This window comes from Knoellia subterranea KCTC 19937 (assembly GCF_000768685.1).
Lineage (GTDB): Bacteria > Actinomycetota > Actinomycetes > Actinomycetales > Dermatophilaceae > Knoellia > Knoellia subterranea.
In genome coordinates, this window is the sequence record NZ_AVPK01000001.1 from 205,037 (window position 1) to 231,252 (window position 26,216).

At 65.4% G+C, this 26,216-nt stretch carries 22 protein-coding genes; 7 read left to right on the forward strand and 15 right to left on the reverse strand.

Annotated features, from left to right (window positions below):
- The first annotated feature begins 3 nt into the window (after positions 1-3).
- Positions 4-1,014 carry an O-antigen ligase family protein gene (locus N803_RS17230; RefSeq protein ID WP_052111568.1) on the forward strand — a complete coding sequence of 337 codons (1,011 nt, stop codon included), beginning with the start codon at positions 4-6 and terminating at the stop codon, positions 1,012-1,014.
- On the opposite strand, the gene N803_RS01010 is transcribed toward N803_RS17230, so the two are convergent.
- On the reverse strand, positions 1,006-1,986 hold the full coding sequence (locus N803_RS01010; RefSeq protein ID WP_035901855.1) for a GNAT family N-acetyltransferase: 981 nt from the start codon (positions 1,984-1,986) through the stop codon (positions 1,006-1,008). The genes N803_RS17230 and N803_RS01010 overlap by 9 nt on opposite strands.
- A gap of 85 nt (positions 1,987-2,071) precedes the next feature.
- Here N803_RS01010 and N803_RS01015 point away from each other — a divergent pair, with 85 nt between their 5' ends.
- Positions 2,072-3,202: a glycosyltransferase gene (locus tag N803_RS01015; protein WP_035901857.1), complete on the forward strand. Its 1,131-nt coding sequence runs from the start codon at positions 2,072-2,074 to the stop codon at positions 3,200-3,202.
- Here N803_RS01015 and N803_RS01020 read toward each other — a convergent pair.
- The 3 genes from N803_RS01020 to N803_RS01030 are packed head-to-tail and all read right to left on the reverse strand — an operon-like array spanning position 3,199 to position 6,934.
- Complete coding sequence (locus tag N803_RS01020) at positions 3,199-4,011, reverse strand: polysaccharide deacetylase family protein (RefSeq protein ID WP_052111569.1); 813 nt, start codon at positions 4,009-4,011, stop codon at positions 3,199-3,201. The genes N803_RS01015 and N803_RS01020 overlap by 4 nt on opposite strands.
- Entirely contained in the window at positions 3,998-5,347 is a 1,350-nt protein-coding gene (locus N803_RS01025; RefSeq protein WP_052111570.1) for a hypothetical protein, read from the reverse strand. Before N803_RS01025 ends, N803_RS01020 begins: the two co-directional genes overlap by 14 nt.
- Before the next feature lie 6 nt (positions 5,348-5,353).
- On the reverse strand, positions 5,354-6,934 hold the full coding sequence (locus N803_RS01030) for a CpsD/CapB family tyrosine-protein kinase (RefSeq protein WP_035901860.1): 1,581 nt from the start codon (positions 6,932-6,934) through the stop codon (positions 5,354-5,356).
- A 252-nt stretch (positions 6,935-7,186) separates the two neighbouring features.
- On the opposite strand from N803_RS01030, the gene N803_RS01035 reads away from it, so the two are divergent.
- The 3 genes from N803_RS01035 to N803_RS01050 are packed head-to-tail and all read left to right on the forward strand — an operon-like array spanning position 7,187 to position 11,238.
- Complete coding sequence (locus N803_RS01035) at positions 7,187-8,326, forward strand: glycosyltransferase (RefSeq protein WP_084763895.1); 1,140 nt, start codon at positions 7,187-7,189, stop codon at positions 8,324-8,326.
- Positions 8,323-10,074 (forward strand): ABC transporter ATP-binding protein, encoded by a 1,752-nt coding sequence (locus N803_RS01040; RefSeq protein ID WP_084763896.1) that lies wholly within the window; start codon positions 8,323-8,325, stop codon positions 10,072-10,074. The genes N803_RS01035 and N803_RS01040 overlap by 4 nt, the downstream gene beginning before the upstream one ends.
- Before the next feature lie 48 nt (positions 10,075-10,122).
- Positions 10,123-11,238, forward strand: coding sequence for a polysaccharide pyruvyl transferase family protein (locus N803_RS01050; RefSeq protein WP_084763897.1), 1,116 nt, complete (start codon positions 10,123-10,125; stop codon positions 11,236-11,238).
- Positions 11,239-11,242: 4 nt separating this feature from the next.
- Here N803_RS01050 and N803_RS19130 read toward each other — a convergent pair whose 3' ends face one another.
- On the reverse strand, positions 11,243-12,535 hold the full coding sequence (locus tag N803_RS19130) for a glycosyltransferase family 32 protein (protein WP_084763898.1): 1,293 nt from the start codon (positions 12,533-12,535) through the stop codon (positions 11,243-11,245).
- 155 nt (positions 12,536-12,690) lie between these two features.
- Between N803_RS19130 and N803_RS17800 the strand changes: the two genes are divergently transcribed.
- Entirely contained in the window at positions 12,691-13,635 is a 945-nt protein-coding gene (locus tag N803_RS17800) for a glycosyltransferase family 2 protein (protein WP_156969605.1), read from the forward strand.
- Between the two features lie 34 nt (positions 13,636-13,669).
- The gene (locus tag N803_RS19135) at positions 13,670-14,638 is read left to right on the forward strand and encodes a glycosyltransferase family 2 protein (RefSeq protein ID WP_169743018.1); all 969 of its coding nucleotides are present in this window, start codon (positions 13,670-13,672) and stop codon (positions 14,636-14,638) included.
- A 10-nt stretch (positions 14,639-14,648) separates the two neighbouring features.
- Here the strand turns inward: N803_RS19135 and N803_RS17235 are convergent, their stop codons facing one another.
- The 10 genes from N803_RS17235 to mreC all read right to left on the reverse strand — a co-directional run bounded on the left by N803_RS17235 (position 14,649) and on the right by mreC (position 26,213).
- Positions 14,649-15,725, reverse strand: a complete 1,077-nt coding sequence (locus N803_RS17235; RefSeq protein WP_156969606.1) for a glycosyltransferase family 2 protein — start codon at positions 15,723-15,725, stop codon at positions 14,649-14,651.
- A gap of 29 nt (positions 15,726-15,754) precedes the next feature.
- Positions 15,755-17,047, reverse strand: a complete 1,293-nt coding sequence (gene tviB / locus N803_RS01060) for a Vi polysaccharide biosynthesis UDP-N-acetylglucosamine C-6 dehydrogenase TviB (RefSeq protein WP_052111573.1) — start codon at positions 17,045-17,047, stop codon at positions 15,755-15,757.
- Positions 17,044-18,957, reverse strand: coding sequence for a polysaccharide biosynthesis protein (locus N803_RS01065; RefSeq protein ID WP_245616933.1), 1,914 nt, complete (start codon positions 18,955-18,957; stop codon positions 17,044-17,046). Before N803_RS01065 ends, tviB begins: the two co-directional genes overlap by 4 nt.
- A 179-nt stretch (positions 18,958-19,136) precedes the next feature.
- Positions 19,137-20,651 carry an amidohydrolase gene (locus N803_RS01070; RefSeq protein ID WP_035901864.1) on the reverse strand — a complete coding sequence of 505 codons (1,515 nt, stop codon included), beginning with the start codon at positions 20,649-20,651 and terminating at the stop codon, positions 19,137-19,139.
- A gap of 137 nt (positions 20,652-20,788) precedes the next feature.
- Positions 20,789-22,186, reverse strand: coding sequence for a dihydrolipoyl dehydrogenase (gene lpdA, locus N803_RS01075; protein ID WP_035901865.1), 1,398 nt, complete (start codon positions 22,184-22,186; stop codon positions 20,789-20,791).
- A 43-nt stretch (positions 22,187-22,229) separates the two neighbouring features.
- Positions 22,230-22,643 (reverse strand): type II toxin-antitoxin system VapC family toxin, encoded by a 414-nt coding sequence (vapC, locus tag N803_RS01080; protein ID WP_035901867.1) that lies wholly within the window; start codon positions 22,641-22,643, stop codon positions 22,230-22,232.
- On the reverse strand, positions 22,636-22,848 hold the full coding sequence (locus N803_RS01085; protein ID WP_156969607.1) for a type II toxin-antitoxin system VapB family antitoxin: 213 nt from the start codon (positions 22,846-22,848) through the stop codon (positions 22,636-22,638). The genes vapC and N803_RS01085 overlap by 8 nt, the downstream gene beginning before the upstream one ends.
- A gap of 46 nt (positions 22,849-22,894) precedes the next feature.
- Positions 22,895-24,913 (reverse strand): penicillin-binding protein 2, encoded by a 2,019-nt coding sequence (gene mrdA / locus N803_RS01090; RefSeq protein WP_052111574.1) that lies wholly within the window; start codon positions 24,911-24,913, stop codon positions 22,895-22,897.
- On the reverse strand, positions 24,910-25,398 hold the full coding sequence (gene mreD / locus N803_RS01095) for a rod shape-determining protein MreD (protein ID WP_052111575.1): 489 nt from the start codon (positions 25,396-25,398) through the stop codon (positions 24,910-24,912). The genes mrdA and mreD overlap by 4 nt, the downstream gene beginning before the upstream one ends.
- The gene (mreC, locus tag N803_RS01100) at positions 25,395-26,213 is read right to left on the reverse strand and encodes a rod shape-determining protein MreC (protein ID WP_084763902.1); all 819 of its coding nucleotides are present in this window, start codon (positions 26,211-26,213) and stop codon (positions 25,395-25,397) included. Before mreC ends, mreD begins: the two co-directional genes overlap by 4 nt.
- Positions 26,214-26,216: the final 3 nt, after the last annotated feature.

Here is a 26,216-nt window from a genome sequence, read left to right on the forward strand (position 1 = left end):
GTCGTGAGGGGCGTCCGCGAGCACCTCGGCTGGGGTGGTGCTGCGGCGCTCGCACCACTGGCCCTCTGGTGGGGCTGGTCCGTGGTCGCCGTCGTCCGCTCGGGCTGGGGCCTGTCCCCGGCACTCCCCTACCTGCTGTGCCCGTTGGTGCTGCTCGCCGGCGTCTGCCTCGGAGGTGTCGTCGCCCGGCATGCCGACTCTGTGGCCGTGCGCGTTGCCCTCGTCATCGCCGAGCTCATCCTCGTCATCGGGGTCGTCATGGTCACCGAGCCGGGCAAGGGGCCCACGGGCTACACCAACGCCAACGCCGCGCTGGCGGTGCAGTTCGTGGCGATCTGCGGCCTGGCCCTGCTCTCCACGGCTCGGGAGAGACGTCGTGGCGTCCTCGTCGCCCTCGCCCTTGGGGTGGTGGCCGTCGCTCTCAACCGTTCCACCGCCGGCACCGCAGTGGCATTGCCCGTCTTCACGGTCGTTGCCCTTGCTGTGTGGCTGCGACCCGCACGCCGTTGGTGGACCGCCATGTCCGTGGCCGTCGGCGCGCTCGCAGTGGGCTTCGCCGGGTGGGTCATCCTCCGGGCCGCTGAGTCGACACCCTTCCCGGAGTGGGCCGTTCGCGCCTTCGACCCAGTGCGCGAGCGACTGTGGCAGGACGCCGCGCAGCTGTGGTCGGAGCGACCGCTCACGGGTTCGGGACCCGGGTCGTTTGCCGAACGAACAGTGCTCTCGTTGGACCCCGACACCATGGCCGCGCACTCGTCGATCCTCCAGGTCGGTGCCGAGACCGGGTGGGTGGGCGTGACACTCCTGGACGCCATGGTGCTCGCAGCCATGCTATGGGCGGCTCGGGGAAGCACCCCGCACGCCGTCATCGCGGTCGCCGCAGTGGCAGCCCTGCTCGTGCACTCGATGGCGGACCATCTGCTCGAGTTCGGCTCCGTGGTCCTCGCAGTCGGGATCGTCATCGGCTGGGCCGGCGCCTCGGGACGCCAGCGCCATGACGGAAACTCAGAATAGCTCGATGTCACCGAGGGTGAGAGCCCAGTCCTTGGGTGACGGCGGCGAGGCTGCCAAGGGCCTCGTCGTGAGGAGCGGACCCTGCTTCGGGAGCGGCAACAGGCCGGCCGACCGTCCGGAGCGCAGCCCGATCGCGTAGTCGGCGCCGGTCTCGTGGAGCACCGACCGCACGAGGCGTGACCCGACGATGGCGTCGGACACGAACTGCTCGAGGATCGCCGCCTCGAGCGCATCGCCCCGGCGGCGCAGCCGGAAGACCATGCCACCGGCCGTCGGGTCGTCGGGCTTCGCGAGCAGCACGCGGTAGCGCAGGGGACCGAAGGCCGTCCGCCACAAGAGGTACTCCGGCGTGCGCCTCGTGCGCACCCCCGACTGCGGGGCATGCGTCAGGAGGCCCTTCGTCAGGTCCGGGTCCGCGAACGCCGTGGCAGCATCCAGACCCACCTCGGTCTGCTCGGACCAGAGGCTGGCCGGGACCTTGGAGGTCGCCATCGCGACCAGCGCACGAGGACCACGTGGCATGACACCGACCGGGAGCCGACGAGCCAGGCTCCAGCCCATCTTGAGATAGCCGGGGCGGCTCTGGTCATTGGGTGTGTTGAAGACGATCCCGTCACCCGCGCGGGTGAGGTCGGCGACGCCCTGGAGCGTGAGGGTGCGGAAGATGCCCAAGCCTCGGTATGCCGGGTCGGTCGCGGTGTCGACCGCACGCACCGCGCGCAAGGTCTTGCCTTCGGGCGTGAGGAACTCCCAGCGCAGGAAGGTGCGGTAGCCGACGACGACGCCGTCGTGCAGAGCGACCCATGCCGGGGAGACACCGAAGGCGTTGTCCTTGTGCTTCCACCTGAGGAACGATTCGTAGTGCGGGTCGTCGACCTTGCCGAGTGACTCACGCAGCATCGGCAGCGCCGTCGCGTCGTCATCGGGGACGGCCTCCCTGACGACGAGATCCTCCGCCTTCACCGCGCTCATCCCTGCCCCTGTTCCTCATTGGTAGCCTCGCCGAGTCTAGGCGGCAGACCCGCCCTCATTTCGCCGCTTGCGGGAAGGTGCTCACGTGGCTTCTGGATCAGCGCGGGACGGCCGGATCCGTGTCCTCTGGCTCGTCAAGGGCCTCGGCCCGGGTGGCGCCGAACAGCTGCTCCTGCTCTCCGCCGGCGTCGTGGACCGCGAGCGCTTCGACTACCGCGTCGCCTATGTCCGTCCGGACAAGACGCACCTCGTCCCGGAGTTCGAAGCCCTCGGCTTCACCCCCGAACGCCTCGGCGCCTCCGGCGGCCGCACCGCATGGGTCACGGACCTGCGCCGAGCCATGCTCGAAGTGGACGTCGTCCACGCTCACTCGCCCGTCCTCGCCTCGGCAGCTCGCGTGATCGCCAGGACTCTCCAGGCCTCCGGCCGGCCGGCCGTCGTCGTCACCGAGCACAACGAGTGGACGAGTCACCGCACGCCCACGCGGTTGCTCAACGCCGCGACGACTCCACTCGACGCGCACCACTGGGCGGTCTCGGACCAGGTGAAGGACACCGTCTGGCCCTCGCGACGCGACGGCTTCGACGTGCTGATCCACGGCATCGACCCGGCCGCTGTGCGTCCGTCTCCCGATGCACGTGCGCGGCTGCGGGCGGAGCTCGGCATCGGGGATGACGAGGTCCTGTCGCTCACGGTCGCCAACCTGCGGCACAACAAGGACTACCCGAACCTCCTGCGGGCAGCGGTCAACGCATCCGGGCGCGAGCCACGTCTGCGATTCGCGGCGGTCGGGCAAGGACCACTCGTCGACGACATGGCCGTGCTGCACGGGACTCTGGGGCTCGGCGACCGCTTCCAGTTCCTTGGCTTTCGGCGCGACGTCCACGACCTCATGGCTGCCGCCGACGTCTTCACTCTTGCCTCAGCACACGAGGGTCTGCCCGTTGCAGTCATGGAGGCCTTCGCCGCTGGGCTGCCCGTCGTGGCAACAAAAGTCGGCGGGCTCCCCCAGCAGGTCACCGATGGCGTCGAGGGCAGACTCGTGCCCGCCGGCGACTCGACAGCCTTGGCGGATGCACTCGTCACCCTGGCCGCCGATGAAGGCCTGCGCGAACGCATGGGTGCGGCTGCGCGGGAGCGAGCCACGGCATACGACATCCGTCACGCGGTGGCCGCACAGGAGAGCCGGTACGCCACCCTTGTCGGTCGAGACTAGGCCCTTGCCCCCACCGTCTTGGCGAGCCTGACGGCGGCGGCGTAGGCGCGCTCGGGACCCAGGCCTCCGGTGAGCTTCCGCGCGAAAAACTCGGGAGGGTCGGACTGCCGCACGGGGACACGCTGAAGGCGCACCCGGTCGGTGGCGGGCAGGTTGCGGCCGAGCTCACCTGTCGACGCACTGCGGAAGCGCGTCCTAAGCGCGTCATCCATGGCGGGCACAGGGATGCCCCACGGATACGTGAAGTGATCGGTGGTGATGCCGAGGCGCTGTTGGACGAGCTCGGTGCAGGCATCGAGATCGGCCTCAGTCAGCACCTCCGGACGCACGTGCCCGTGGGTGTGGTTGCCGATGGTGCACAGGCCCGAGGCGACGAGCTCGCCGAGCTGGTCCCACGTCATGCCACGGCCGGCTTCGCCCTTGGCGGTCGAGCCCTCCCACACCATCGTGTCGCCGACGAAGCCCGAGGCGAGGTAGACGGTGAAGGGGATGCGACGCTCGCGCAGCATGGGCCACGCGTTGGTGAAGACGTCGTCGAAGCCGTCGTCGAAGGTGAGGACGACGGACGGGGTCGTGTCATCGGCGTCGAGGCGGTCGAGGGCCGCGTCGAGGTGGACGACGTCATGACTGGCGAGAAGGTCGAGCTGGCGCTCGAAGCTCGCCGTGGGCAGGTCGAGCTCGTCGGCGGTGCCGCCACCGATCCGGTGGTAGATGAGCAGCGTTGCGCCGGAGGCCGACTGGGTCCGTGCGACCAGCGCGAGGGCCTGCTTGAGACGCCGGCGGCCGATCTGCGGATCAACGATGGACACGCACACGCTCCCTGGGTCGGTAGGCGAACTGTTGCTTGAGGGTGTCGACGCTCGGGAGCGCCAGCAGCACGAGGAAGAACGGAATCATCAGGACTCGTTGTCGAGCAAGGAGGCCGAAGTTACCGAAGCCGGAGAAGGCCCAAATGAAGGCCATGGTGTAGACGACACAGAACGTCACGTAGGGGTTGCGCTTGAGGATGCTGGGGAGCATCCGCAACTGCGGCCAGGCCTTCACGAGGAGGTAGATGAGCAGCAGGCCCTCCAGACTCTGCACCAGCATCTGAGCGTTGTGGGCCTCGAACGGGAAGGGTCTGAACAGCACGGTCACTATGGCGCGCGGGAGGTCAACCGGTGAACTGATTGGCCTCGAGTCGAAGGCTGAAGTGCCGGCCCCGCCCTTGCTGGCCTGTTGGGATGCCTCATCGATGGTGTCCGAAACGGCTTGGACTGAGAGATCGTCGATTCCTAGGAAACTCGCCGACTGGCTGGTGAGGAGGAGCGCCGATGCTCCCAGAACCAAGACCCCCGCTACCTTGCTGACCAGACCGGCCCCTTTGACACGCGCAGGTCGGAACAGCTGTGCCACGAACAGCGCCGCGAAGAGCAGGACGGACAGGTGCGGCCGCAACAGCGCCGTGCCGGCGGCGCCCACGAACAACAGCAGGAACGCCCCTCCTGATCGGGAGAAGAACTTGGCCACCCCGAGCGCGGTAACGCCCATGAAGAACATCAGCCACGATTCTTTGCCGATGCTCGATGGCCAATACAGAAGCGACGGAAGCATGAGAACAAGCACGGCATACCGCTTGCGGTTGCCCTCCGGGAGAGCGATGCAGAACGCCCGATAGAGGAGGTACTGGCCCCAGAAGGCGAAGAGCGCGAAGATGACGAATGCGGCCAGCGGGGAGGGCCCGATGACGGTGTACAGGGCCGTGGTGATTGCCTCCATGTACTCCGTGCCCTGTTTGCCCCCCTGCTCGAATCGGAAGATGCCGTTGCGCCAGAGCGGGTAGTGCGCGGCCGCGTACAGGTTGTAGCGCTGAGCGTCTGCCTGCCCTGCGTAGAGCACGTACGCCACGTAATAGCGAGCCAGGGCTCCGACGATCTTCAGCGCCAGCGCCGTGCCGAGGATGCTCGGCAGCCATGCGTCAGCGGACTTCCTGGACACCTTCCGCACGAGGGCAACGTTGATGGCCACCGCGATGGGGATGACGATGACCGCGCCCCAGAAGTTGTATGAGTTGGTGCCCACGGCCACCCGAAAGATGGCGGCGACCACGAGGCCGACGATCAGGGCGAGCGCGCCCGTGACGACGTGGCGCGGCAGAGCCGACATTGACCGTCAGGCCGAGGACGAGGTGCGGCGGGAGCGGCGGCTCTCCGGCTGCTCGGCGTCGTCGAAGAAGTCACCCATGTGTCCGGTCGGAGGCCCGACAGGTCCCGACTGCCGGCTGCGCGCACCCTTTCGGGCCCGCTTGGCCTTGCGCTTGGACATGCGATCGTCGCCATACCCATATCCGTAGGCATCGGCCCGTTTCGTGGGCGCGCCGACAATGAGCACGCCACTGACCGGCACCTGGAACCGACCGACAAGCTCCGCGACTCGGTTCCCGGCGACCTCCGTGAGGCGACCGCTCCGCACGACCAGCAGGAGCGTGTCGACCATGGGCAGGATGTCGAAGACATCACTTGCCTCGAGCAAGGGTGCGGTGTCGATGAGGACAACATCAGCCATCCCGCGTGCTTCGTCGAGCAGGTGACTCATTCGACTCGCGAGCGCAGCCGGGTGCGCCAAACTGGATCCTGCCGACATGATTCGCACGCCCGGCACGCTGGTCGGTCGCATGAGCGAGGCCAAGGAGGCGTCCCCACTGACATCACTGAGGTAATCCGAGATCCCAGCTCCCTGCGGGACATCGAAGACGTTGTGCACGTCCGGTGAGCGCAGGTCGGCGTCCAGGACGAGAACGCGCTGGCCGGTTTCGGCAAAACTTGCAGCAAGGTTGGCCACGCTGGTCGTCTTGCCCTCTGCCGCATGGGCCGAGGTCACGACAATGAGTCGGGCACCCGTCGCAGCCTGTTTCTCAGGCACTTCACTGGCCGCGCGTCGAGGAGTGTAGTCCCCGGGCATGACCTGACCCGTGGTGTGCACCAACGCAGTGCGCGCTGCGCGGTATCCGTCGCTGTAGATGCTGAGCGGGTCGGTGGCTACAGCGATGCTCGCTCGACTGCGCTGGGCGCGCTTGAGTCGTGGCACCTCGGCGATGATTGGCATCTGCAGGGCATTGTGGATCTCGCTGCGCGTTCGCAGTCGCGAGTCCAGCCGGTCAAGGAGGAGTGCGAGACCCAGGCCAACGAGGACGCCGAGAAGAGTCGCAATCGCGGTGCGCGGTCCCCGCCCGGGTGGAATGACAAAGCCCCCGTCGGATCCCGCAGTCGGGATAGGTGTCGCGGTCTGGAGGACTTCGAGCCGCGCGTTCTCCACGCCCGCGCGCGGCTTCTCCTTGATGTAGTTGATGGTCTCGTTGGCGAATGCGTTGGCGACCGCCGCGGCCTGCTTGCCGTCCGACGCGGTGGCTGCAACCGTGATGGCTTGGGCCGCCGGATCCGTCACCACGGTCAGTCCCGATGCCAGGACAGCTGGGTCGCCTTCGTAGCCGACCTTCTTGGCCGCCCGCTTGGGCACCTCTCCAGTCTTCAGATACAAGGCCACACGATCGAGATTGGGAGCCACGGCGGTCGCTGCGGAGGACGCCTTGGCTGTCACGAGCATGGTCGCTGTCGCAGTGTAGGAACCGACCTTCTTGGTCGTGTCACTGCTGGCCGGCGTGATGAACCACGTGATAGCGCCCGCCACCAAGGCACAGATCACGATGATGATCCAGCGGTGGCGGAAAACCTTGAAGTAGTCCTGCAGCGTCACGCTTTCACGCCCTGACCGCGACCCCTAGATCTGCCACTGCTGCTTCCGGGAGTCCCCCGCGTCACCATGACCTGCACCTTCCGAAAACGAGACTGACCACCAAAGTTTAGCCGCCCTGAGCGCACCCGACCGCCGCTTTGCGGAATATGTACTCAGCACCCGATCCCGTTTGGCAGGATGGCCCGCTGTGGCTGTCGATCTACGTGAGGGGGTGAGGCCGTCGTGCGCCTTGCGCATCTGACGACGATTGACATGAGCCTCGCCCTGCTCCTGTCGACGGAGCTCGAGGTGGACGTCGAGGAGGGCCACGAAGTCTTCGGAATCAGCGCACCCGGCCCCTATGTGCAACGCGTCACCGCGTTGGGGGTGAGACATGTGCCCCTTCCCGAGCTCACACGATCCTGGGCTCCCCTTCAGGATGCACGCGCGTTCGTCGAGTTGCTCCGGACCCTGCGCACCCTCGACCTCGATGTCCTCCACACTCACAACCCCAAGACGGGCATCATGGGACGCATTGCCGGACGTATGGCGGGGGTCCCGGTGGTCGTCAACACCTGTCACGGGCTCTGGGCGAGACCAGAGGATCGGTGGCTCAAACGTGCGCTCGTCTATGGCGCCGAGGCATTCGCGATTCGCTTCTCTGACTACGAGTTGTTCCAGAACTCGGCCGACCGCGACACGTTGCGGCCGTTCCTCAAGCGCGGCAAACATGAAGTTGTCGGCAATGGCGTCGATCTGGAGCGCTTCCAGCCTGACCCAGATGGGCGCGCCCGAGTTCGCGCAGAGCTGGGGATCGCTGATGATGAGCTCCTCGTCGGAACCATCGGCCGGCGGGTGCGGGAGAAGGGCCTCGCGGAGTACGCCCAAGCTGCATCCGCACTGGGCGATCGCGCGACCTTCATCTGGGTCGGCCCTAAGGACAACACCGACGTCGACACGAAGGTGCCGCACCAGGACTCGGTTCGCTTCATCGGCGAGCGCACCGACATGCCGGCGATCTACTCGGCGTTGGACGTCTTCGTCCTGGCGTCGTATCGCGAAGGGTTCTCACGCGCGTCCATGGAGGCTGCTGCCTGCGGCGCCGCGATGGTGTTGTCCGACATCCGAGGCTGCCGCGAGGTCGGAAGGCATGAAGAACACCTCCTGCTCGCCGCTCCCGCAAACGCCACAGCACTCACGCAGGCCGTCTTGCGGATCCTCGACTCCGCCGGACTGCGACGACGTCTCGGCACCGCCGCAAGAATGCGCGCTCAAGCGGAGTTCGATCAGCGGAAAGTTGCTGCGCGCTCACTGGCCGTCTATACGACCGAGGCGAACCACCTCCAACGAGCCCGAGGCCTGCGTCGCACCCAGGCGTCGACGAGCGCTGCACAAGAGGGCGAAGGAGCATGAGCGAACAAACGAACAAGTCCAAGTCTGGACTGAGTTTTGTCCTCGACTTGGCCAAGCCTTACCGACGGAAGATCACAACCCTTTCATCGGCCTCGTTCGTCGGCGGTCTCCTTGAAGCTGGCTTCCTGGTGCTGATCACTGGACTCATGCTGAGCTTGGCAAGCGGGGAACTACCAACGCTTCCTGTGACTGGCCCCCTGGAATCGAGATCAACGGTTCTCGGACTTGCCAGCGCAGCGTTGATTGCGCGATTGATCCTAGGCCTGCTGACCGCAAAGATTACCGCTGATCTCGGCGCGATGGTCACAGTCGACTATAGAAAGCGCCTATCCCACGCATTCTTCGACTCCGACTGGAAGACACAACAAGCCGAGCCCTCAGGGCGCCTGCAAGAACTCATGGGATCATTCGTCGTTCAGGTCAATCTGGCGATGACATCGCTGACACAGGGGATATCCGCAGCGCTCAGTCTTATCGGATTCATCGGCACTGGTTTTTTCGTGCAACCACAGGCAACGTTGGCGGTGCTTGGCGCTTTAGCGATCTTGGGCGGCATCGTCACTCCCCTACGTAGCCTGATTCGGCGTCAGTCCCACCGCAGCACGACCAGCACCTTGGCTTTCGTCGCATCCGTGGCCGAGCTGGGGTCACTCGGACGTGAGATGCAGACGTTTGGTGTTCGCGGAAGCTTCAAAGAGCGAATTGACAGCCTCGCAAAGACTGCGGCAGAGGATCGGCGCCGAGCGAACTTCACAACCGGAACTCTGACGCCGGTCTATACCTTTCTTGCCTATTCAGCCATCTTGGCTGGTGCGGGCTGGGCGAGTACCATAAGTATTGGTAATCTGGGTGCAATCGGAGCAGTGCTCTTGCTCATGATGCGGTCACTTAGTTATGCACAGCAGATCCTGTCCGTGTCAGGTGCAATATCTATGGCCCAGCCTTACCTTCACACGGTCAATGCGGCGATAAGTGGCTACTTGGCAAACCCAGCCGCCGCTGCGTCGAAACGGTCCGACAACGTGACCCCTCTCGCTCTGCAAGAAGTTTCTTTTGCATACGAATCGGACAGGCTGGCACTACGTTCAGCGACCATCTGCATCCAACGTGGAGAGATGGTCGGGGTGATTGGACCATCCGGCGCAGGCAAGTCCACCGTGGCCCAGCTCCTCCTTGGACTGCGCGAACCCGATGCGGGCCAAGTCTTGGTGGGCGGACTAGACCTAGCAACGATGGACCGCACTTGGTGGACGGAGCGGGTGTCCTTCGTAGCTCAAGAGCCTGCACTCATGACAGGCACGGTTGCTGAGAACATACGATTCTTCCGCGAGGGCATCGTCGATGAAGAGATCCACCGAGCAGCCGAGCGCGCCAACATTCTGAACGACATTCTCGCGCTACCCGAGGGCTTCGCCACTCACTTGGGCGAGCGAGGTACTCGACTCTCCGGGGGTCAGCGTCAACGGCTCTCAATCGCCCGCTCGCTGGCGACCGAGCCTGAACTTCTGATCCTGGACGAACCCACTTCTGCCCTGGACAGCAGAAGTGAGGAACTGATCCGGAATTCTCTTGCACAGCTGCACGGAAGTGTGACAATGGTGATAATTGCGCACCGAATGTCGACACTGGATCTCTGTGACAAGATTGCAGTAATCGAGAACGGCGAGGTGACTGCGTTCGCCCACCCAAAGGTCCTCGCGTCTACAAATGCGTACTACCAGAACTCCTTTCGGATCCAGGAGTCGTGAGTCTCTCATGATGAATGGCCTGAACAGCCGGTACACCAGACGGCTCCGATGAAGAAGGACGTTGGAGTTCTCACGTGGCATCACCACGAGAATTACGGAAGTGCACTACAGGCATATGCAATGGTGGAGCACATTAGGAGCCTCGGCTATAGTTGTGACCTCATCAACTATCGACGCGAAAACCGTCGTCATAGACGTCCACTCCTGGACCTCAAGCGCTTCCTTTATCGAAGACTCAAGAGACTGTTGAATCTGGACGATGGGACCAATCCAGCGTTCAATGAGTTCCAGCGCCACCACCTCCCTCAATCCCGACTGATTACGACTCCCCAGGCACTCGGTCGTTTGAACAAGCGCTATAGAGCAATCGTCTGCGGCAGCGATCAAATCTGGTCTCCCGGATCATTCGACCCGGTGTACATGTTGGACTTCGTCACGGACGCAGTCGAGAAGATTTCGTACGCGCCAAGCCTCGGACGCGACGCACTTCCGAGTGACTTGAGGACTACCTATGCGTCGCTGATTGAGCGTTTAAACCACGTGTCCGTTCGTGAAGAGCGTGGTCGGCAACTGCTCTCCGAAGTGACCACCGCGGAGATTGAGGTCGTGCTAGATCCCACCTTTCTCCTCTCGCCGACGAAGTGGATCGAGCTAGCAGATGCGCCAGCGATGGAGACTCCCTACGCCCTTGCCTACTTCTTGGGGAACAACGATGGCCATATGCGAGCCAGCGAGGCCTTCGCGGCTCGCAAGGGCCTCCCTCTCGTTGTCGTCCCGAAGCCAACGCTTGCCGGTCTAGATGCGACACGTTCCTTGCCCCCGGAAAAGTGCGGACCGAGGCAGTTCTTGGGCCTCATTGCGAACGCCGAATATGTTGTGACCGACTCGTTCCACGGGATCGCGCTGTCTCTCATTCTGGAGAAGCAGTTCCTTGCCTACGATCGCTTCGCACCAGGGGACGCCACGTCGCAGTCCTCTCGCGTAGCAAACCTTCTCGATATAGTCGATTTGTCTTCGCGGCTGGTTCCTCACGGGGCCGGACTCCCGAACTTCAATCCAATCGACTACGAGGCGGTGACCTCGCGAATCACCGCTGAGCGCACTCGGTCGCTGCTTTACTTGCAGAACGCCCTAATACAAACCGATGTCGCTAGGCCGGCGTAGGGTCTTACGCTGGCGTGGTGGCGATTTCTTGAATCGCGCCGCTGCGAGCGAAGACCAGTACCCTTCGGCGCGAGATCTGATCTACACCTAATCGGGCGAGATCCATGACCCGTGCATCTGGAGTCAGTCCGTACCCCCTTAGCACCCCCTGCGCAGACACCTCTTCTGTACGTGTCATCCCCCGCGGTGAGAAGACGACGGCATAGTCAACGGCTCCTCGACCCAGGTGATCTGCAACGAACGGTTCAATAGCCAGGTCGCTAGCAGCAGACAGCACTACGGTTCGCCACGCCCCGCTTGCAAGGACCCCATCGGCAACGCTCGATCGGTCTAGCGTTGACACATGTTCGGGGTCTGGCCATCCGTCTCCTCGGGTGGGCAGTTCGGGAGAACGCGAGTCAACCACAGTGACCCGCCCCCAGCGCGCTACCAAGTTGCTGGCCAGCTCGGTCGCATTGCTTGCATCCTCACCAACCAACACACACCAGTCGCCCGGCCGAATCAGTGCCCGTAAGGCTCGATCAAGTTGTTGTTCGGTCTCTCGAACTTGGGGTTCGGATTCGGTAGCCGAACGCAGGGACCGACTGAGAACAGCTCCTTGCCGCCGCAACCGTCGCTTCAAGAGTCCCAACTTGATGCGAAATCTACGCCGTAATGAAGGACCTGTAGACGGCTCGACCCACGTCGCCGCCCAGTGATGCGCACACACCACGTGTGGGGTGAGCCAGACATCCGTGTAGCTGACACCTGTCATCGGGCCGTAGGGATAGAACATCTCGCGGGGTAGGACCGTGACGTCCGACCTTCCATCGAATAGTCGCGTCACCAACCCTGGACCCGTGACTTCGTTCGCAGGCCTATCGCTCGGGAGTTCCCGGAACTTGGCGAGTTCGTCGATCAGCTCGCGAACGGCCGGATGCCCCGGAACCGCCCCAATGACGCCCGTTGAGATGTGCTCTCCATCCTCCGTCCCAATGAAGCAACCCAAGTTGCGGAGGGAGTCCAAGGGCTTGAATGGCTCGACGTCGGAATCGACATACACACCACCCTCGCGCCATAGGATCTCCAACCGCATGAGGTCGGCAAGTTGCGCGCCGCTCGTACATGAATCGAAAAGGTGGCCCAGCTCCCAGTCCTGAGCATGAGGGTCGCCCCACGTCTTCAGCTCCCACGCTGGGTGCAGCCGCTGAAACCTGATCCACCAGTCCTCCGCAGCAAGGCCAGGGTCGTACCCGCGGACAAGGACGCGGTGCAAGGTCCGCGGTATCTGCCCGCCTGCCACCCTTGCTGCCTCCATTCCTTGAGCCTGGATAAACGCCGTACCTGAACAAGCTCAACGCCGAGTCTGACACCATCTATTGGGCGACAGACTGAGCCTGCCAGCAGAATAGCGCTCTAGTCGCTGTGACCAGCTTAATTTCCAAACAGGGGGACGTTCTGGCCGTTAGAGTCATGCCCGTGACGGGCCCTGACAGCACCCACCGATCGCCCACACTGTGGGGCCTGGCAGTCACCTTCCAAAGGCCAGAGGTGCTCAGGAGTACGTTGGCTTGCATCCTGGATCAGACTCGCCCGCCTACCAACCTTGTCATCGTGGACAACGGCTCTGATCACGCGGTGCAGTCGATAGCAGACGCCGTGAGTGCCGTCTACTTGGACGCGAGAACCAACATCGGACCGGCGGGCGGGTTCGCGCTCGGGCTGCAGCACATAGTGCAACAGGCTGGCACCGATGACTGGGTGCTACTCATCGATGACGACGATCCACCTCGGACATCCACAGTGCTCCGAGATCTCTGGGATCTTGGCCAGGAACTGTATCGCCAAGATCCATCCGTGGCGGGGGTCGGCGTAGGAGGAAGCACCTACAAACCGTGGAGCGGAACCTTCCGCCGGCTCGAAGACAAAGACTTGAGCGGCGTTGTGGATCTGGATGTGCTCTTCGGGGGATCGCAGCCCATGTACCGAGTTGGGGCACTTCGGACGGTGCCCGGATTTGACACGGAGTTCTTTTGGGGCTTCGAGGAAGCATCTCTAGGACTACAGCTGAGAAGCCACGGTTACCGCCTGTGCGCGGACGGCGGGGCAATGCTTGACGCCAGAACTGCGAGCGGCGCTCTCGGGCTTCGGTCCCGCACCATCAAAACGGCGAGGGACAAGGCCGCTTGGCGCCGCTACTATTCCGTTCGGAACTCAACCGCCCTCGCTCGCAGGTACGGAGGCCCTCTCGCCCCTCTGGTCACAAGCCTCGGTGGCGCAGTGAAAGGCTCATACAGTCTGATTCGGTCTGGCGCACCCAAAGCCGACGCGATTTTGCCGTGGCGTGGAGCCATTGACGGCCTGAATCTGCGGCTCGGAATGAGAGTGGACCCTGGCAATAACTCAAAGAACACCTAGGACTGATGCTGTCGTGCGAGCGCCTCTAGTGAGCGTGATCATACCCGTTCACAACGTTGCAGACTATTTGCCCAAGTGTCTAGATTCTGTCCTAACGCAAGCAGTGCAGTCTGTCGAGGTCCTGCTCATTGACGACGGCTCGACAGATGGGTCATTTCAGATTTGCGACGCCTATGCCAATCGCGATAATCGGGTCACGGTGATTCACCAAGAAAATCTAGGTGTTAGTGCGGCGCGAAACGCCGGGCTTGACCATAGCAAAGGGGACTTTGTCACATTTCTAGATGCTGACGACTGGTGGGGTCCAGAGTTCTTAACAACGACGATGGCGGCGCTCGCAGAAAATCCGTCCGCTCACATGGCCATGACGAACTTCACGCGCGTTCCCGGGTCCGACTTCAACATATATCCACTGGGGAGCGATCTGCTCACGCCCACCGAAGTTACACACTTCTTCGCCGGACCGTTGCATACAATATTTTCCACGGTTTGGGGAAAGCTGTACCGGTCCAACACGTGGGTGGGCGTGCGGTTCCCCGAAGGTATGGTGCATGAAGACGAATACATCATGCCTACAATACTCTCCATGGGTGGCGCCGTTGTATCGCCAGAGCCTCTCTACATGTACCGACAACGCGGGTCTAGCATCACTGGAGCTGACGAGTCGTCGGGTCGATTGGCCGACGCCATATCAGCCTTCGAACACCAACGTCGACTGTTCCGGAGCGCGGGTGAGGCCATGGCCGAGAAATGGGCTTGGGAACAGGCTCTCAGGAACAAGCTCCAACTCCTTGCGGTCGCAAAGGCGGAGGGGCGGGACATGGAGGACGTTGCACGCTTCCGCACATTGATTCGGTCATGGTGCCGCGACGCGCCGACTGGCCGACTTCCAAGGGATTCTGCACTCCTGCGCCTGACCGCATTCGCGCTGCCAGACCTCACCAGTCGCCTTCTGCATCAGCGGAGATCTCGAGCTTCAAGCGCTCGCCGGTCGCGCACCTGACTCAGTGGCGTCACGCACGCCTTCCCCGCCTACGAATCCCTGGAATTCCGCATGCCTTCGCTCGGGCTGCCCAGCGCATTGACCCTTCAAAGAGGGTCACGGAAACCCCCGAACTCACCATCAGTGCCTTGTATACGAAACCTAGGTCCGGACTCCTAAGAATCGCCAAGAGACTTCTCCGCATGAGGGCCTTATACGCGACGGCGTATACAGGGTCGACCGTCGCACGTATATCAAGACGCTTAGGCTCGATGCTTTTGGCCGCATGGACTAAGTAGCCCCCGACGAGACGTCTCTTTGTGACTGACGAAACAGGCCAGTCGCCCACGCCTTCGATGTTCTCCTTGAGCACGCGGAGAAGATCAGTAGAGGGCGAGCACCGGCTGGAACTCATAATGCTGTCGGCATGCTGCCGGTACCCGTAAAGCTGGGCATCTACAAAGACAACCTGCCGTGCGGCCAAGTGCAGTCGGGGCATGATCTCCAGATCCTCGTAGATCAGGCCTGGAATGAACCTAAGTGAATCAAAGAGAGACGAACGATACATTCGTCCGCATGCCTCGAAACCTCGACCACGGTTCACGACACCCACCCAGTAATCCCGTGCGTCTGCGCGCTCTACCCCGCCCCCCATGGTGTAGCGGGGGCTTGATACATCCGTAAAAGGAGTGAGATCCATTACCGCGATGTCGATGTCCGAATCTTGCATTTCGGCGACGAGGCGCTCCACGAAAATTGGAGAAATCAGGTCATCACTGTCCACGAAAGTGATGAATGAACCCGTCGCCTGATCGAGCCCGACGTTTCGCGCGCCGGAGAGACCGCTATTCGTTTGATGAGTCACTCGGATCCTATTGTCCTGCTCGGCCCACTTGTCGCATATTGCAGCAGACCTATCCCAAGAACCGTCGTCAATCACGATGATCTCAAGGTTCCGATACGTCTGCTGCGAGATGCTCGCCAAGCAGGAATCCACATATCGCTCCGATTGATACACAGGAACGATGACGCTGACAAGGCCCTGACCAGTGGCCTTCACCGCGAATTCGCTACGCTCATAGTCTGACATCCCGAAAAGTGACTTCACGCCATGGTGGCAACCTCTGACCACCCAATTCACAGGCGAATGTCCGCGTCCTCCTTGTCAACGACGTATTTGAGATCATAGAGGACGTGCCCGGAGGACATACCGAATCCTCGAATTCTCTTGGCTCCCATGGCGATGAACTCGCGGTGCGAAACAGCCAAAACTATGCCGGCGTAGGTGCCTGCCTCGGGAGACTCGACCAAGGTGACGCCAGCGTACTTCCGAGCCTCGTCCGGGTCGGCCCAAGGGTCATAGACGTCGACGGCGATCTCGTAGTCCTCTAGCTCACTGATGATGTCGACGACGCGCGAGTTGCGCAGGTCGGGGGTGTTCTCCTTGAAGGTCAGGCCCAGGACGAGCACGCGAGCGCCACGCACCGGGATAGCCTCCTTGGTCATGCGCTTCACCAACTGCGAGGCGACATAGGCACCCATCGAGTCGTTGAGACGTCGCCCGGCGAGGATCACCTCGGGGTGGTAGCCGACCGCCTGCGCCTTATGGGTGAGGTAGTAGGGGTCGACACCGATGCAGTGACCACCCACGAGGCCGGGTCGGAAGCCGAGGAAGTTCCATTTCGTGCCGGCGGCCTGCAGCACCTCCTCGGTGTCGATGCCCAGCCTGTTGAACAGAACGGCGAGCTCGTTGATGAGGGCGATATTGACGTCGCGCTGCGTGTTCTCGATGACCTTGGCAGCCTCGGCCACCCGGATCGACGATGCGCGGTGCGTGCCGGCGGTGATGATCGTGCCGTAAAGAGCGTCCACGAAGTTGGCGACCTCGGGCGTCGACCCGGACGTCACCTTGACGATCGTCGGGAGGCGGTGCTGCTTGTCGCCGGGATTGATCCGCTCAGGGCTGTAGCCGACGAAAAAGTCGCGGTTGAAGGCCAGGCCCGAGATGTCCTCGAGCACGGGCACGCACCGCTCCTCGGTGGCACCGGGGTAGACCGTCGACTCGTAGATGACGAGGTCGCCTTCGGACAGGACGCGGCCGATGCTCTCGGAGGCAGACAGCACCGGCGAGAGGTCGGGTTGCTTCGCGGCGTCGATCGGCGTGGGAGTCGTGACGACATAGACGTTGCACCCGGCGAGCTCGCCAGGGTCGTCGGTGAACCGCAGTCGCGAGGCGCCGGCGAGCTCCTCGGAGGACACTTCGAGGGTGCTGTCCACTCCCCCGGCCAGCTCCTTGACGCGCGACGACTTGATGTCGAAGCCGACGACATCGACGACCTTGGCGAACTCCACCGCGAGCGGCAGCCCGACGTAGCCCAGGCCGATGACCGCGAGCTTGACGCCGTCGGGCAGGGAGGGAAGTGCGGTCACCGGCGGACCCCCGCACCGGCCGATGACGCACTCCAGTGGCCGCGACTCAGCTCGTGCTCCAGCGACTCGCTCGCCTGACCGGCGTCGGGGTCGAAGGCGTCGCGATAGTCGGCGGGATCGGTCGGCTCGACACTCACCGGACCCCGCTGGGCCTTGAACCGCTCCATCACGTCGGCCACGGTCTCACCGTCAACCTGCACGTGCTCAGGAGCGAGGCTCGGCACGGACACTTGGCTGATGAGGGGGTGACTGCTCGGCGTGCCATGCTCATCGCCGCTGAAGAGGACTTCGTGCATCTTCTCGCCCTCACGCAGACCGGTGAAGACGATCTCGATGTCCTCGTGGGACTCGTCGATGAGGCGCTGGGCGACATCGACGATGCGCACCGGCTCGCCCATGTCGAGGACGAGCACATCTCCGGCGGAGCCCATCGCCCCCGCTTGGAGCACGAGCTCGCAGGCCTCGGGAATCGTCATCATGAAGCGGGTGACCTCCCGGTCGGTGACCGTCACGGGGCCGCCCTGGGCGATCTGCGCACGGAAGGTGTCGAGGACTGAACCACGGGACCCCAGGACATTGCCGAAGCGCACCGAAAGGTAGGGCAGGTCGTGGGTCGTGGCATACCAGGCGGTGAGCCGCTCGGCGAAGCGCTTGGTCTGCCCGAGGACGCTCGTCGGGTCGGCCGCCTTGTCGGTGGAGACGTTGACGAAGTGCCGAGTCCCGAACTCATGAGCGAACTGGAGCACATTGAGGGTGCCGAGGACGTTGGTCTTCCACCCCTCCTCCGGGTGCCGCTCAAGCATGGGCAGGTGCTTGAGGGCCGCCGCATGCAGCACGACGTCGGGGCGGTGCCGCTCGAAGACACGACGCAGCGCCTCGCGGTCACGGATGTCGCAGAGGGACAGGTCGTCGCGGTCGAGCAGCCCGGAACCATAGAGCCGCAGGCTGGTCGCGTGGATCGCCGACTCGTCGCGGTCGAGCAGGACGAGCATGGCCGGCTCGAGACCGAGCACCTGTTGGGCGAGCTCCGAGCCGATCGAACCGCCGGCCCCCGTGACGAGCACGACCTTGCCCCCGACGTAGTCGGCAATTTCGCTGAGGTCGATCTCGATCTCGCGGCGCCCCAGGAGGTCGCGCACGTCGAGCTCGCGGATCTGCTCGAGGTGGACGCGCCCGGCGATGAGCTCGCTCACCGGGGGAATGATGAGCAGACGCAGGCCGGCCAGCTTGCACTGGTCCGCGACGCGCTGGACGAGCGCCGGCGTCGCGCCGGTGATGGCGAGCACGACCACCTCGGCACCCTTGGCCTCGGCGACCGAGATGAGGTCTCGACCCCGACCGGCGACACGGTGCCCCCGGATGCGGAGGTAGTGCTTGGCCGGGTCGTCGTCGACGAAGCCGACGATGCGGTAGGGCGGGGTGTCCGACGTGTGCACCAGGCGAGCGATCTCGCGCCCGGCGTCGCCCGCGCCGTAGATGAGCGCCGGCACCACGGACTCCTCGGCGTTGCGGGCGCGGCGCGGGTCCGAGACAAGCGAGCGATAGACCCACCGCCCGAAGACCATGAGGAGGAAGGCAAGCGGCGGGATGAGGACCACGGCGCCACGCGAGAAGCCGGGGAAAGCCGCGAGGAAGAAGATGCCGAGGACCACGCTGAGGACGAGGACGAGCAGCCCGAGCTGGGTCACCTCGTCAAAGCTGCCGATGCGGCTGCGGCCGAGGTAGAGGTGAGTGAAGAAGCCGACGGCGAGCTGGATGACGACCCCCACCGCGACATAGGTGAAGACGCGCTCCCACATCCGCTCACTGAGCGCGAGGTCGTGACGGACGAGCACGAAGGCCACGGCGGCGAGGAGCCATGCAACGACGTCCCACGCGACGAGCGCGAAACGCTTCCAAAAAGTTGACACATTCTTCCCCTGTCTTACCGATCTCGCACATGATATGGCGAGTGGACGACATGCCCGACCCGAAAGGAAAAGCCCGAGGCGTTCGTGCGGGCCGGAGCGCAGATTTGAGTACGCAAGGTCAGTAGCCCTGGTCCGAACGACTAGTTCGACCGGGCCACTCCATGACGCATTGCGCCAATTCAGAGGGTCTCGAACGCCACCCGGCCACCGATGACCGTCGCCGAGACTGGCAAACCTCGCAGCGCGGCCGCCGCATCGGGCCCCTGCTCCCCCGCCGAGCGAGGGTCCTCGTCGACGAGCACGAGATCGGCCAGACTGCCGACGCCGACGGTCGAGGCACCGTCGACGCTCCCGGCCAGCGCCTCGTCGACGGTGATGGTCTCGGCCTCGTTCCAGGGCTCGTCGCCATCCGCGCCTCGGTGGACAGCAGCGGCCATCGCCTCCCACGGGTCCAGCGGGGCCACCGGAGCGTCCGACCCGAGCGCGAGCACGACGCCCGCGTCGAGCATCGACCGCAGCGGGAAGCATCGCCCCGCCCGGTCCGGCCAGCACTGGTGCGTCACGACACGGTCGTCGATGAGGTGGGCCGGCTGCACGCTCGCCGCGACTCCGAGCCGGGCCATCCGAGCGACGTCAGCCGCCGCGACGAGCTGGGCGTGCTCGATCGATCCACGAGCGCTCGTGCGCGAGAACGCATCCAGCGCGACCTCCACCGCCGCATCACCGATCGCGTGCAGCGCCACGTCGAGACCGTGGGCGGCGGCAAGCCCGAGCAACTCGTCGAGCTCGGCCGGTGAGTTGTTGGGCCTGCCGCGTGGGTGCTCCAGGACGTCGTCACCGACATAGGGGTCGTGGCAGAAGGCCGTCCGCGTGTTGAGTGAGCCGTCGCTGATGATCTTCAGCGGCCCCATCGTCACGAGCCCGGCCTGATCGAGGACGTCGCCCGAGCGACGCCCGGCGGCGATGGTCTCGGCCAGCCCGACGGCATACGTGGCGGTGCGGACCCGGACCACCGCGAGACCGGAGTCGGAGCGCTCCACCCACTCGCTCGCGTTGTCGGCCCACTCCATCTCGCGGAAGCCGACGACACCTCGCCGGACTGCGGCGTCCAGGGCCTTCGCGTATGCCGTCCGCTTGCCCTCCGCACTCGTCGTCACCTCGTCGAGACGGGCGAAGACGGGGAACCACTCATTCTCCTCGACGACGCCGTCACGCGCTGCGACGTCGAGCAGGCGCAGGGCGGCCGAGTTGAGCCACCCGTGATGCGCGTCGCCGCTGATGAGGACGACCGGGATGTCGCCGCTCACCGCGTCGAGCTCGGCGACGGTCGGCTGCCGCTCCCATGCGGCGCTGCGGTGACCAAAGCCCTGGATGACGGTGTCCGGCGCTCCCCCACGTCGAGCCCCCACCTCGGCGGCGACCTGACGGGTGACGTCGTCGGGGCTGGTGGTCGACGAGAGGTCGAGCCGGCTCGCCGTCGCAGCCCACTGGCCGAAGTGGACGTGCTGGTCCCACAGGCCCGGCAGCAGCCAACGGCCGTCGGTCTCGAGGAGATCGTCGCCGGGCAGCGGCCGCAGAGCGGGTGCCACCTCGACGACACGGTCGCCGTGGATGCGCACATCGACCGGGACGTCCGGCGCGGCCACGCCACCCACGGGGAGGATGCGCGCAGCGCGGATCAACAACGAGCTCACCGACGCATCGTAGGCAGCCGACGCGTCACCTCGCAGCAGCGCCCGCTCTCCATCCCGGCCACACAACGCGGTATGCCGTCCGGGCGAGGTGCGCGGACGGCATACCGGAATGCTTGCGGCACAGGGCCGCTCGGGGGTCAGAGGTTGATCATGTGTCCCGCGATGCCCTCGACGGCCTCCTTGACCGACTCGGAGAGCGTCGGGTGCGCGAAGACGTTGCGCGCGACCTCGTCGGCGGTGAGGTCCCACTTCTGCGCGAGCGTCAGGACCGGGAGGAGCTCGGTGACGTCGGGGCCGATCATGTGCGCGCCGAGGATCTCGTTGTGCTTCGCGTCGGCGACGATCTTGACGAAGCCGACCGCGTCGCCGAGGCCCATGGCCTTGCCGTTGGCGCTGAAGGGGAACTGCGCCGTCTTGACGTCGTAGCCCTTCTCCTTGGCCTGCGCCTCGGAGTAGCCGAACGAGCCGATCTGCGGGTGGCAGTAGGTCGCGCGGGGGATGAAGTCGTACTCGACCGGCATCGTCTCGGCGCCGGCCATGTGTTCGGCGGCGACGACGCCCTGGGCCTCGGCCACGTGGGCGAGCATCATCTTGCCGGTGCAGTCACCGATGGCGTAGACGTTCGGGACGTTGGTCTTGCAGTAGTCGTCGATCTCGATGGCGCCGCGGTCCGTGAGCTTCACGCCGGCCGCCTCGAGTCCGTAGCCCTCGACACGCGGCGCGAAGCCGATGGCCGACAGGAACTTGTCGGCCTCGAGCACCTGCGCGTCGCCACCGGCAGCGGGCGAAACCGTCACGCGCACACCGGAACCCGTGTCCTCGACCCCGTCGACCTTCGTCGAGAGCATCACCTTGACGCCGAGCTTCTTGTAGTGCTTGAGCAGCTCCTTGGAGATGTCTGCGTCCTCGGTCGGCACCATGCGGTCGAGGAACTCGACGATCGTCACGTCGACGCCGAAGTTCTTCATGACGTAGGCGAACTCGACACCGATGGCGCCCGAGCCGGCGATGACGATCGAGCCGGGCAGCTGGTCGGTGAGGATCTGCTCCTCGTAGGTCACGACGTTCTGCGACACCTGCATGCCGGGGAGCATGCGGGTCACGGCGCCGGCGGCGATGATGAGCTTGTCGAAGGTGATCGAGCGGCTGTCGCCGGAGTTGAGCTTGACGTCCATCGAGGACGGGCCGGTCAGCGTGCCCCAGCCGTCGATCTCCTCGATCTTGTTCTTCTTCATGAGGAAGTGGACGCCCTTGACGATGCCGGCGCTGACCTGGCGCGAGCGCGCGTGGGTGGGGCCGTAGAACATCGTCGCGTCGCCCTCGATGCCGTACTTCGCCTTGTCGTGCTGGAGCACGTGCGCGAGCTCGGCATTCTTGATGAGCGCCTTGGACGGGATGCACCCGACGTTGAGGCAGACACCGCCCCAGTACTTGGATTCCACGACGGCCACCTTGAGCCCGAGCTGGCTCGCGCGGATCGCCGCGACGTAGCCACCGGGACCGGCACCGAGAACGACAAGATCGAAGTCAGCCATGGGCAAAGACTAGTTGTATGCCGTCCGCCCCCGTCGCGCTCCCCTACGCCTCGATCAGCGGCCGCGTCCTGAGCGGTGCGACCGCGGCGATCACCTCGAAGTCAGCATCGCGATGAACGAGGGTCACCTCGGAACGGATCGCCACGGCGGCGATCAGGCAGTCCTGGAGCTTCCGAACGGTCCTGCCGCTCCGTCGGGCCGACCGGTGAAGGTGCGCTGCGGCTGGGAAGTCGAGGGTCGGGACGATCTTGATCAGGGTCAGGCTGTCGACGAGTTGGCTGACCTTGGCAAGGGCGAGCTCGTCCGTCGACCCGGCCAACAACTCCATGGCCACGATCTCAGTCACACCGATCGAACCCGGATCCTCGAGAAGCCTCGCCTGCACGTACTGGCATGCGGGCGACTCGGTCCCCCGGAGGAACTCGATCCACACGGAGGTGTCGAAGAGCTCAGTCATCGACCGCGGCCTCGGCCCCTCGCATCACGTCGAGATCGCCCTCCCACCCCACACCCTTGAGGCTCCACACGAAGTCCGGGGTGATGGGAGAACCGGCCGCCTTGCGCAGTGCGAGATCGACCGCCTCGCGCTTGGAGGACAGCGCGTACTTGCGGATGACCTCAGCCACCAGCTCGTCATCGATCTCGATGTTGGTGCGCGTCATACACCAAGGATACACATCACGTGTGTACGCGCCCTGACGTCGTCGGTCAGCGGGACAGGCGGCGGAGTGCCTCGTGGATCGATCGCGAGATCGGCGCGGCGGTGTCGCTGCCGTGACCGCCCTGGTTGACGGCCACCGAGACGACGTAGCGGGGTGCCTGACCGGGCGCGTAGGAGACGAACCACGACGTGTCCGACCTGCCGAACACCTCTGCCGTGCCCGACTTGCCCGACACCGGCCAATCGGCTGCCATGCCGGCAAACGTCGCCGCCCCCGTTCCACTCACGATTACGGCCCGCAGGGCAGTGCGCACATACGCTCCCACGTCAGCGGGAAGGGCCGCCCGGTGCGTTGGCCCGGCCGGAATCGGTTGTGCCACACCGGAAACCGGATCGACGAGCTCCACTCCGACGCGCGGAGTCCGGACGATTCCCCCACCGGCGATCGCGGCATACGCGACTCCCATCTGGAGCGGTGTCGTCGCGACGTCGCCCTGACCGATCGAGAAGTTCGCCGCGTCACCGGCACGGAAGTCCGCGCCGCTTGCGCAGTTCTCGCGTGCCAAGGACGTCAGGTATGCCGCGCGGGCCGGATCCGTCTTCGCCACCTCGGGATACCCGGACTTCGCCCGCTCGCACGTCTCGTCCTTGGTCGCCTCCCACGTCGCGCGCTTCCACGCACGGTCCGGAATCCGGCCGGCGCTCTCTCCCGGGAGGTCGATGCCCGTCCGCTTGCCCAGCCCGAAGTCCCGGACCGTGGTGATGAACGGGTCCTTGGCGTCCGACCCCTTGAGCCCACCGAGCGCGAGCCACGACCGATAGGCCGCGTCATAGAAGACGGTGTCGCACGACACCTCGATGGCGCGGTGGAAGCTGATCGGGCCATAGCCCCGCGACTCGAAATTCTTGAACGACCGGTTGCCGATGCGATAGCTCGAGCCGCACTCGTAGGTCCCGGTCAGGGAGTTGCCCGCGGCGACGGCGGCCGGGACGCTCAGCGCCTTGAGGGTCGATGCCGGGGCTGTCGCCGAGCCGGTGGCGCGGGAGAGCAAAGGCGTTCCGGCCGACGGGGCGGTGAGAGCGGCGTACTCCTTGGCCGAGATGCCGCCGGTCCACACATTCGGGTCGTACGTCGGCGCGCTCGCGGACGCGACGACGCGACCGGTGCCGACCTCGAGCACGACCGCACTGCCCGAGTCGGCCGGCAGTCCCCTGCTGCGGGCGGAGGCCATCTGCGCGGCCAGGGCCTTCTCGGTAGCCGCCTGGATCGACGCATCGATGCTCGTCACCAGATCCCGCCCCGGAACGGGGTCGGTACGCGAAACCACTCCCGTCACGAGACCGCGCGGATCCACGGACACGACCGTCTGGCCGGGCGTGCCCCGGAGGGCGGTGTCGTACTGCTGCTCCAGCCCGGCGCGACCGACGAGGTCATCGGCGGTGATGACTCCCTTCGACCCACTGACCTCCTTCTCCGTGGCACGCCCGAGGTAGCCGAGGAGGTGGGCGGCGTTGACCCCGAGCGGTGCCGGATATCTACGCACCGGGACCGCCTCCACGGCCACTCCCGGGTAGAGATCCGGGCGTTCCACCAGGCTCAGGGCACGCGTCGGATCGACACCGCTCGCGACGGGGATCGGCACCTGCGGCGATCCGGACCAGCACGCCGGCGCCGGCGGCGCACCCGCCTCACCGCAGAGGTGCGTCCGCGCGAGCAGTTCCTCGGCGGGTCGGCCCAGCACCCCGGCAACCCGGGTCAGCACGTCTCGGGCGCCGTCGTCACTCTCGGCAACGACGCGACGCTCGAGGGTGACCACGGTGACGGATCCGTTGTCCGCCAACGGCTTTCCGGTCCGGTCGAGGATCCGACCACGGACCGCGGGGACGACGATCTCCCGGGTGTTCAGTTGGGAGGCCGCCGCCGCGTAGTCCCGGTGGTCGGTCAGCTGGACCTGCCCCAGTCGGCCGAAGAGGAGCACGAACAGCAGCGCCACGAACGCCGCGGCCGCCAGGAACCGGCCCTGGTGAGCCGAGCCATCGCGGGGGCGCAACCCGATGTCGGTCACGCGAACCTCCGCTGCTCGGCCCGCCGCTCGACCGAGGTCACGAGAGGCACGACGACGAGGGCGATGGTCGCCGTGGCCACCACCCGTCCCACCGAACCCCACGGGTCGACGGGGACGCCGGAGGCCAGCGCCACGAGGCTGCGCACCACTTCACACCCCACCGCCGCCGCGCCCACCACGGCGACGACCCACACCACGGACACCCGGCCGGGACGCCGGGCGAGGCCAACGAGAAGGCCGCACACGGCATACAGGAGGGCCTGGGTGCCGAGCACCGTGGAACCCGGCGGCAGAAGGTCGAGGACCCAGCCGCCGACCAGACCCGTCACGAGCCCGGCTTGCCACCCCGAGCGCAGGCCAGCGGAAGCCACGACCACGAGGACCAGGTCGGGCAGCGGCGCCAGGTGCCTCGCACCGAGCGTCACCGCGAGGACGGCACCGACGAGCAGCAGCAGACCGCGGACGAGGATGCCGGTCGGGGTCACGATCCGCTGCCCGTCGCAGAGGGGCGCGGAGTCGACCGGGGTTCGGTGAGGAGCACGCCTACGACCGTGAGGGTTCCGACGTCGACTGCCGGGCGAACCGAACCCGACGGGGCGAGCCGACCCCGCTGCGGCTCAACGGAACTCACCGTTCCGACGAGCACGCCGGGGACGAACGGGCGACCATCGACGCTCCCGAGCGTGCGCACTTCGTCGCCGACGGCGAGCGCGCCGGTCTGGGCGAGGGTCAGCCCGAGTTCACCCTCGTCGCGTTCGGTCGACGGCGCCGCGGCACCACCGACGGTCGCGAGCGCACCTGCGTCCCCGACGCGCGCGCCGACAGTGACGTCCGGGCCGCCGAGGACGAGGACATCGCTGGTCCACGGGGCAACCGAGACGACTCGGCCGACGAGCCCACCGGCCGCGACGACCGTGCGATCAGCGCTCACTCCGTCGCGTCCACCGACGTCGATCGTGAGCCGGACGATCCCCTGCGGACCGGGCGCTCCGACTCCGACGACGCGAGCCGGCACCACGCGGGCCCCAGCGGTGGCCGGTGACGCCAGCAGTTCGGCGAGCGCCGCTGCATCCGACGAACCCTGCCGAGCCTCGCGCAGCTCACTCGCAAGTCGCTCGTTCTCGCGTTGGAGGTCCTCCACCGAGGCACGACCACCGGGAGCGAGCAGGCGCTCCAACGGCCCCAGGACGGTTGCGGCACCGCTGCGCAGGACACCCGGACCGGGGCCACCGACGAGGTCCACGAGGGCCACCACGACGGTCAGGGCCACCGCAGCGAACACCAGACGACGACGCCGCACGAC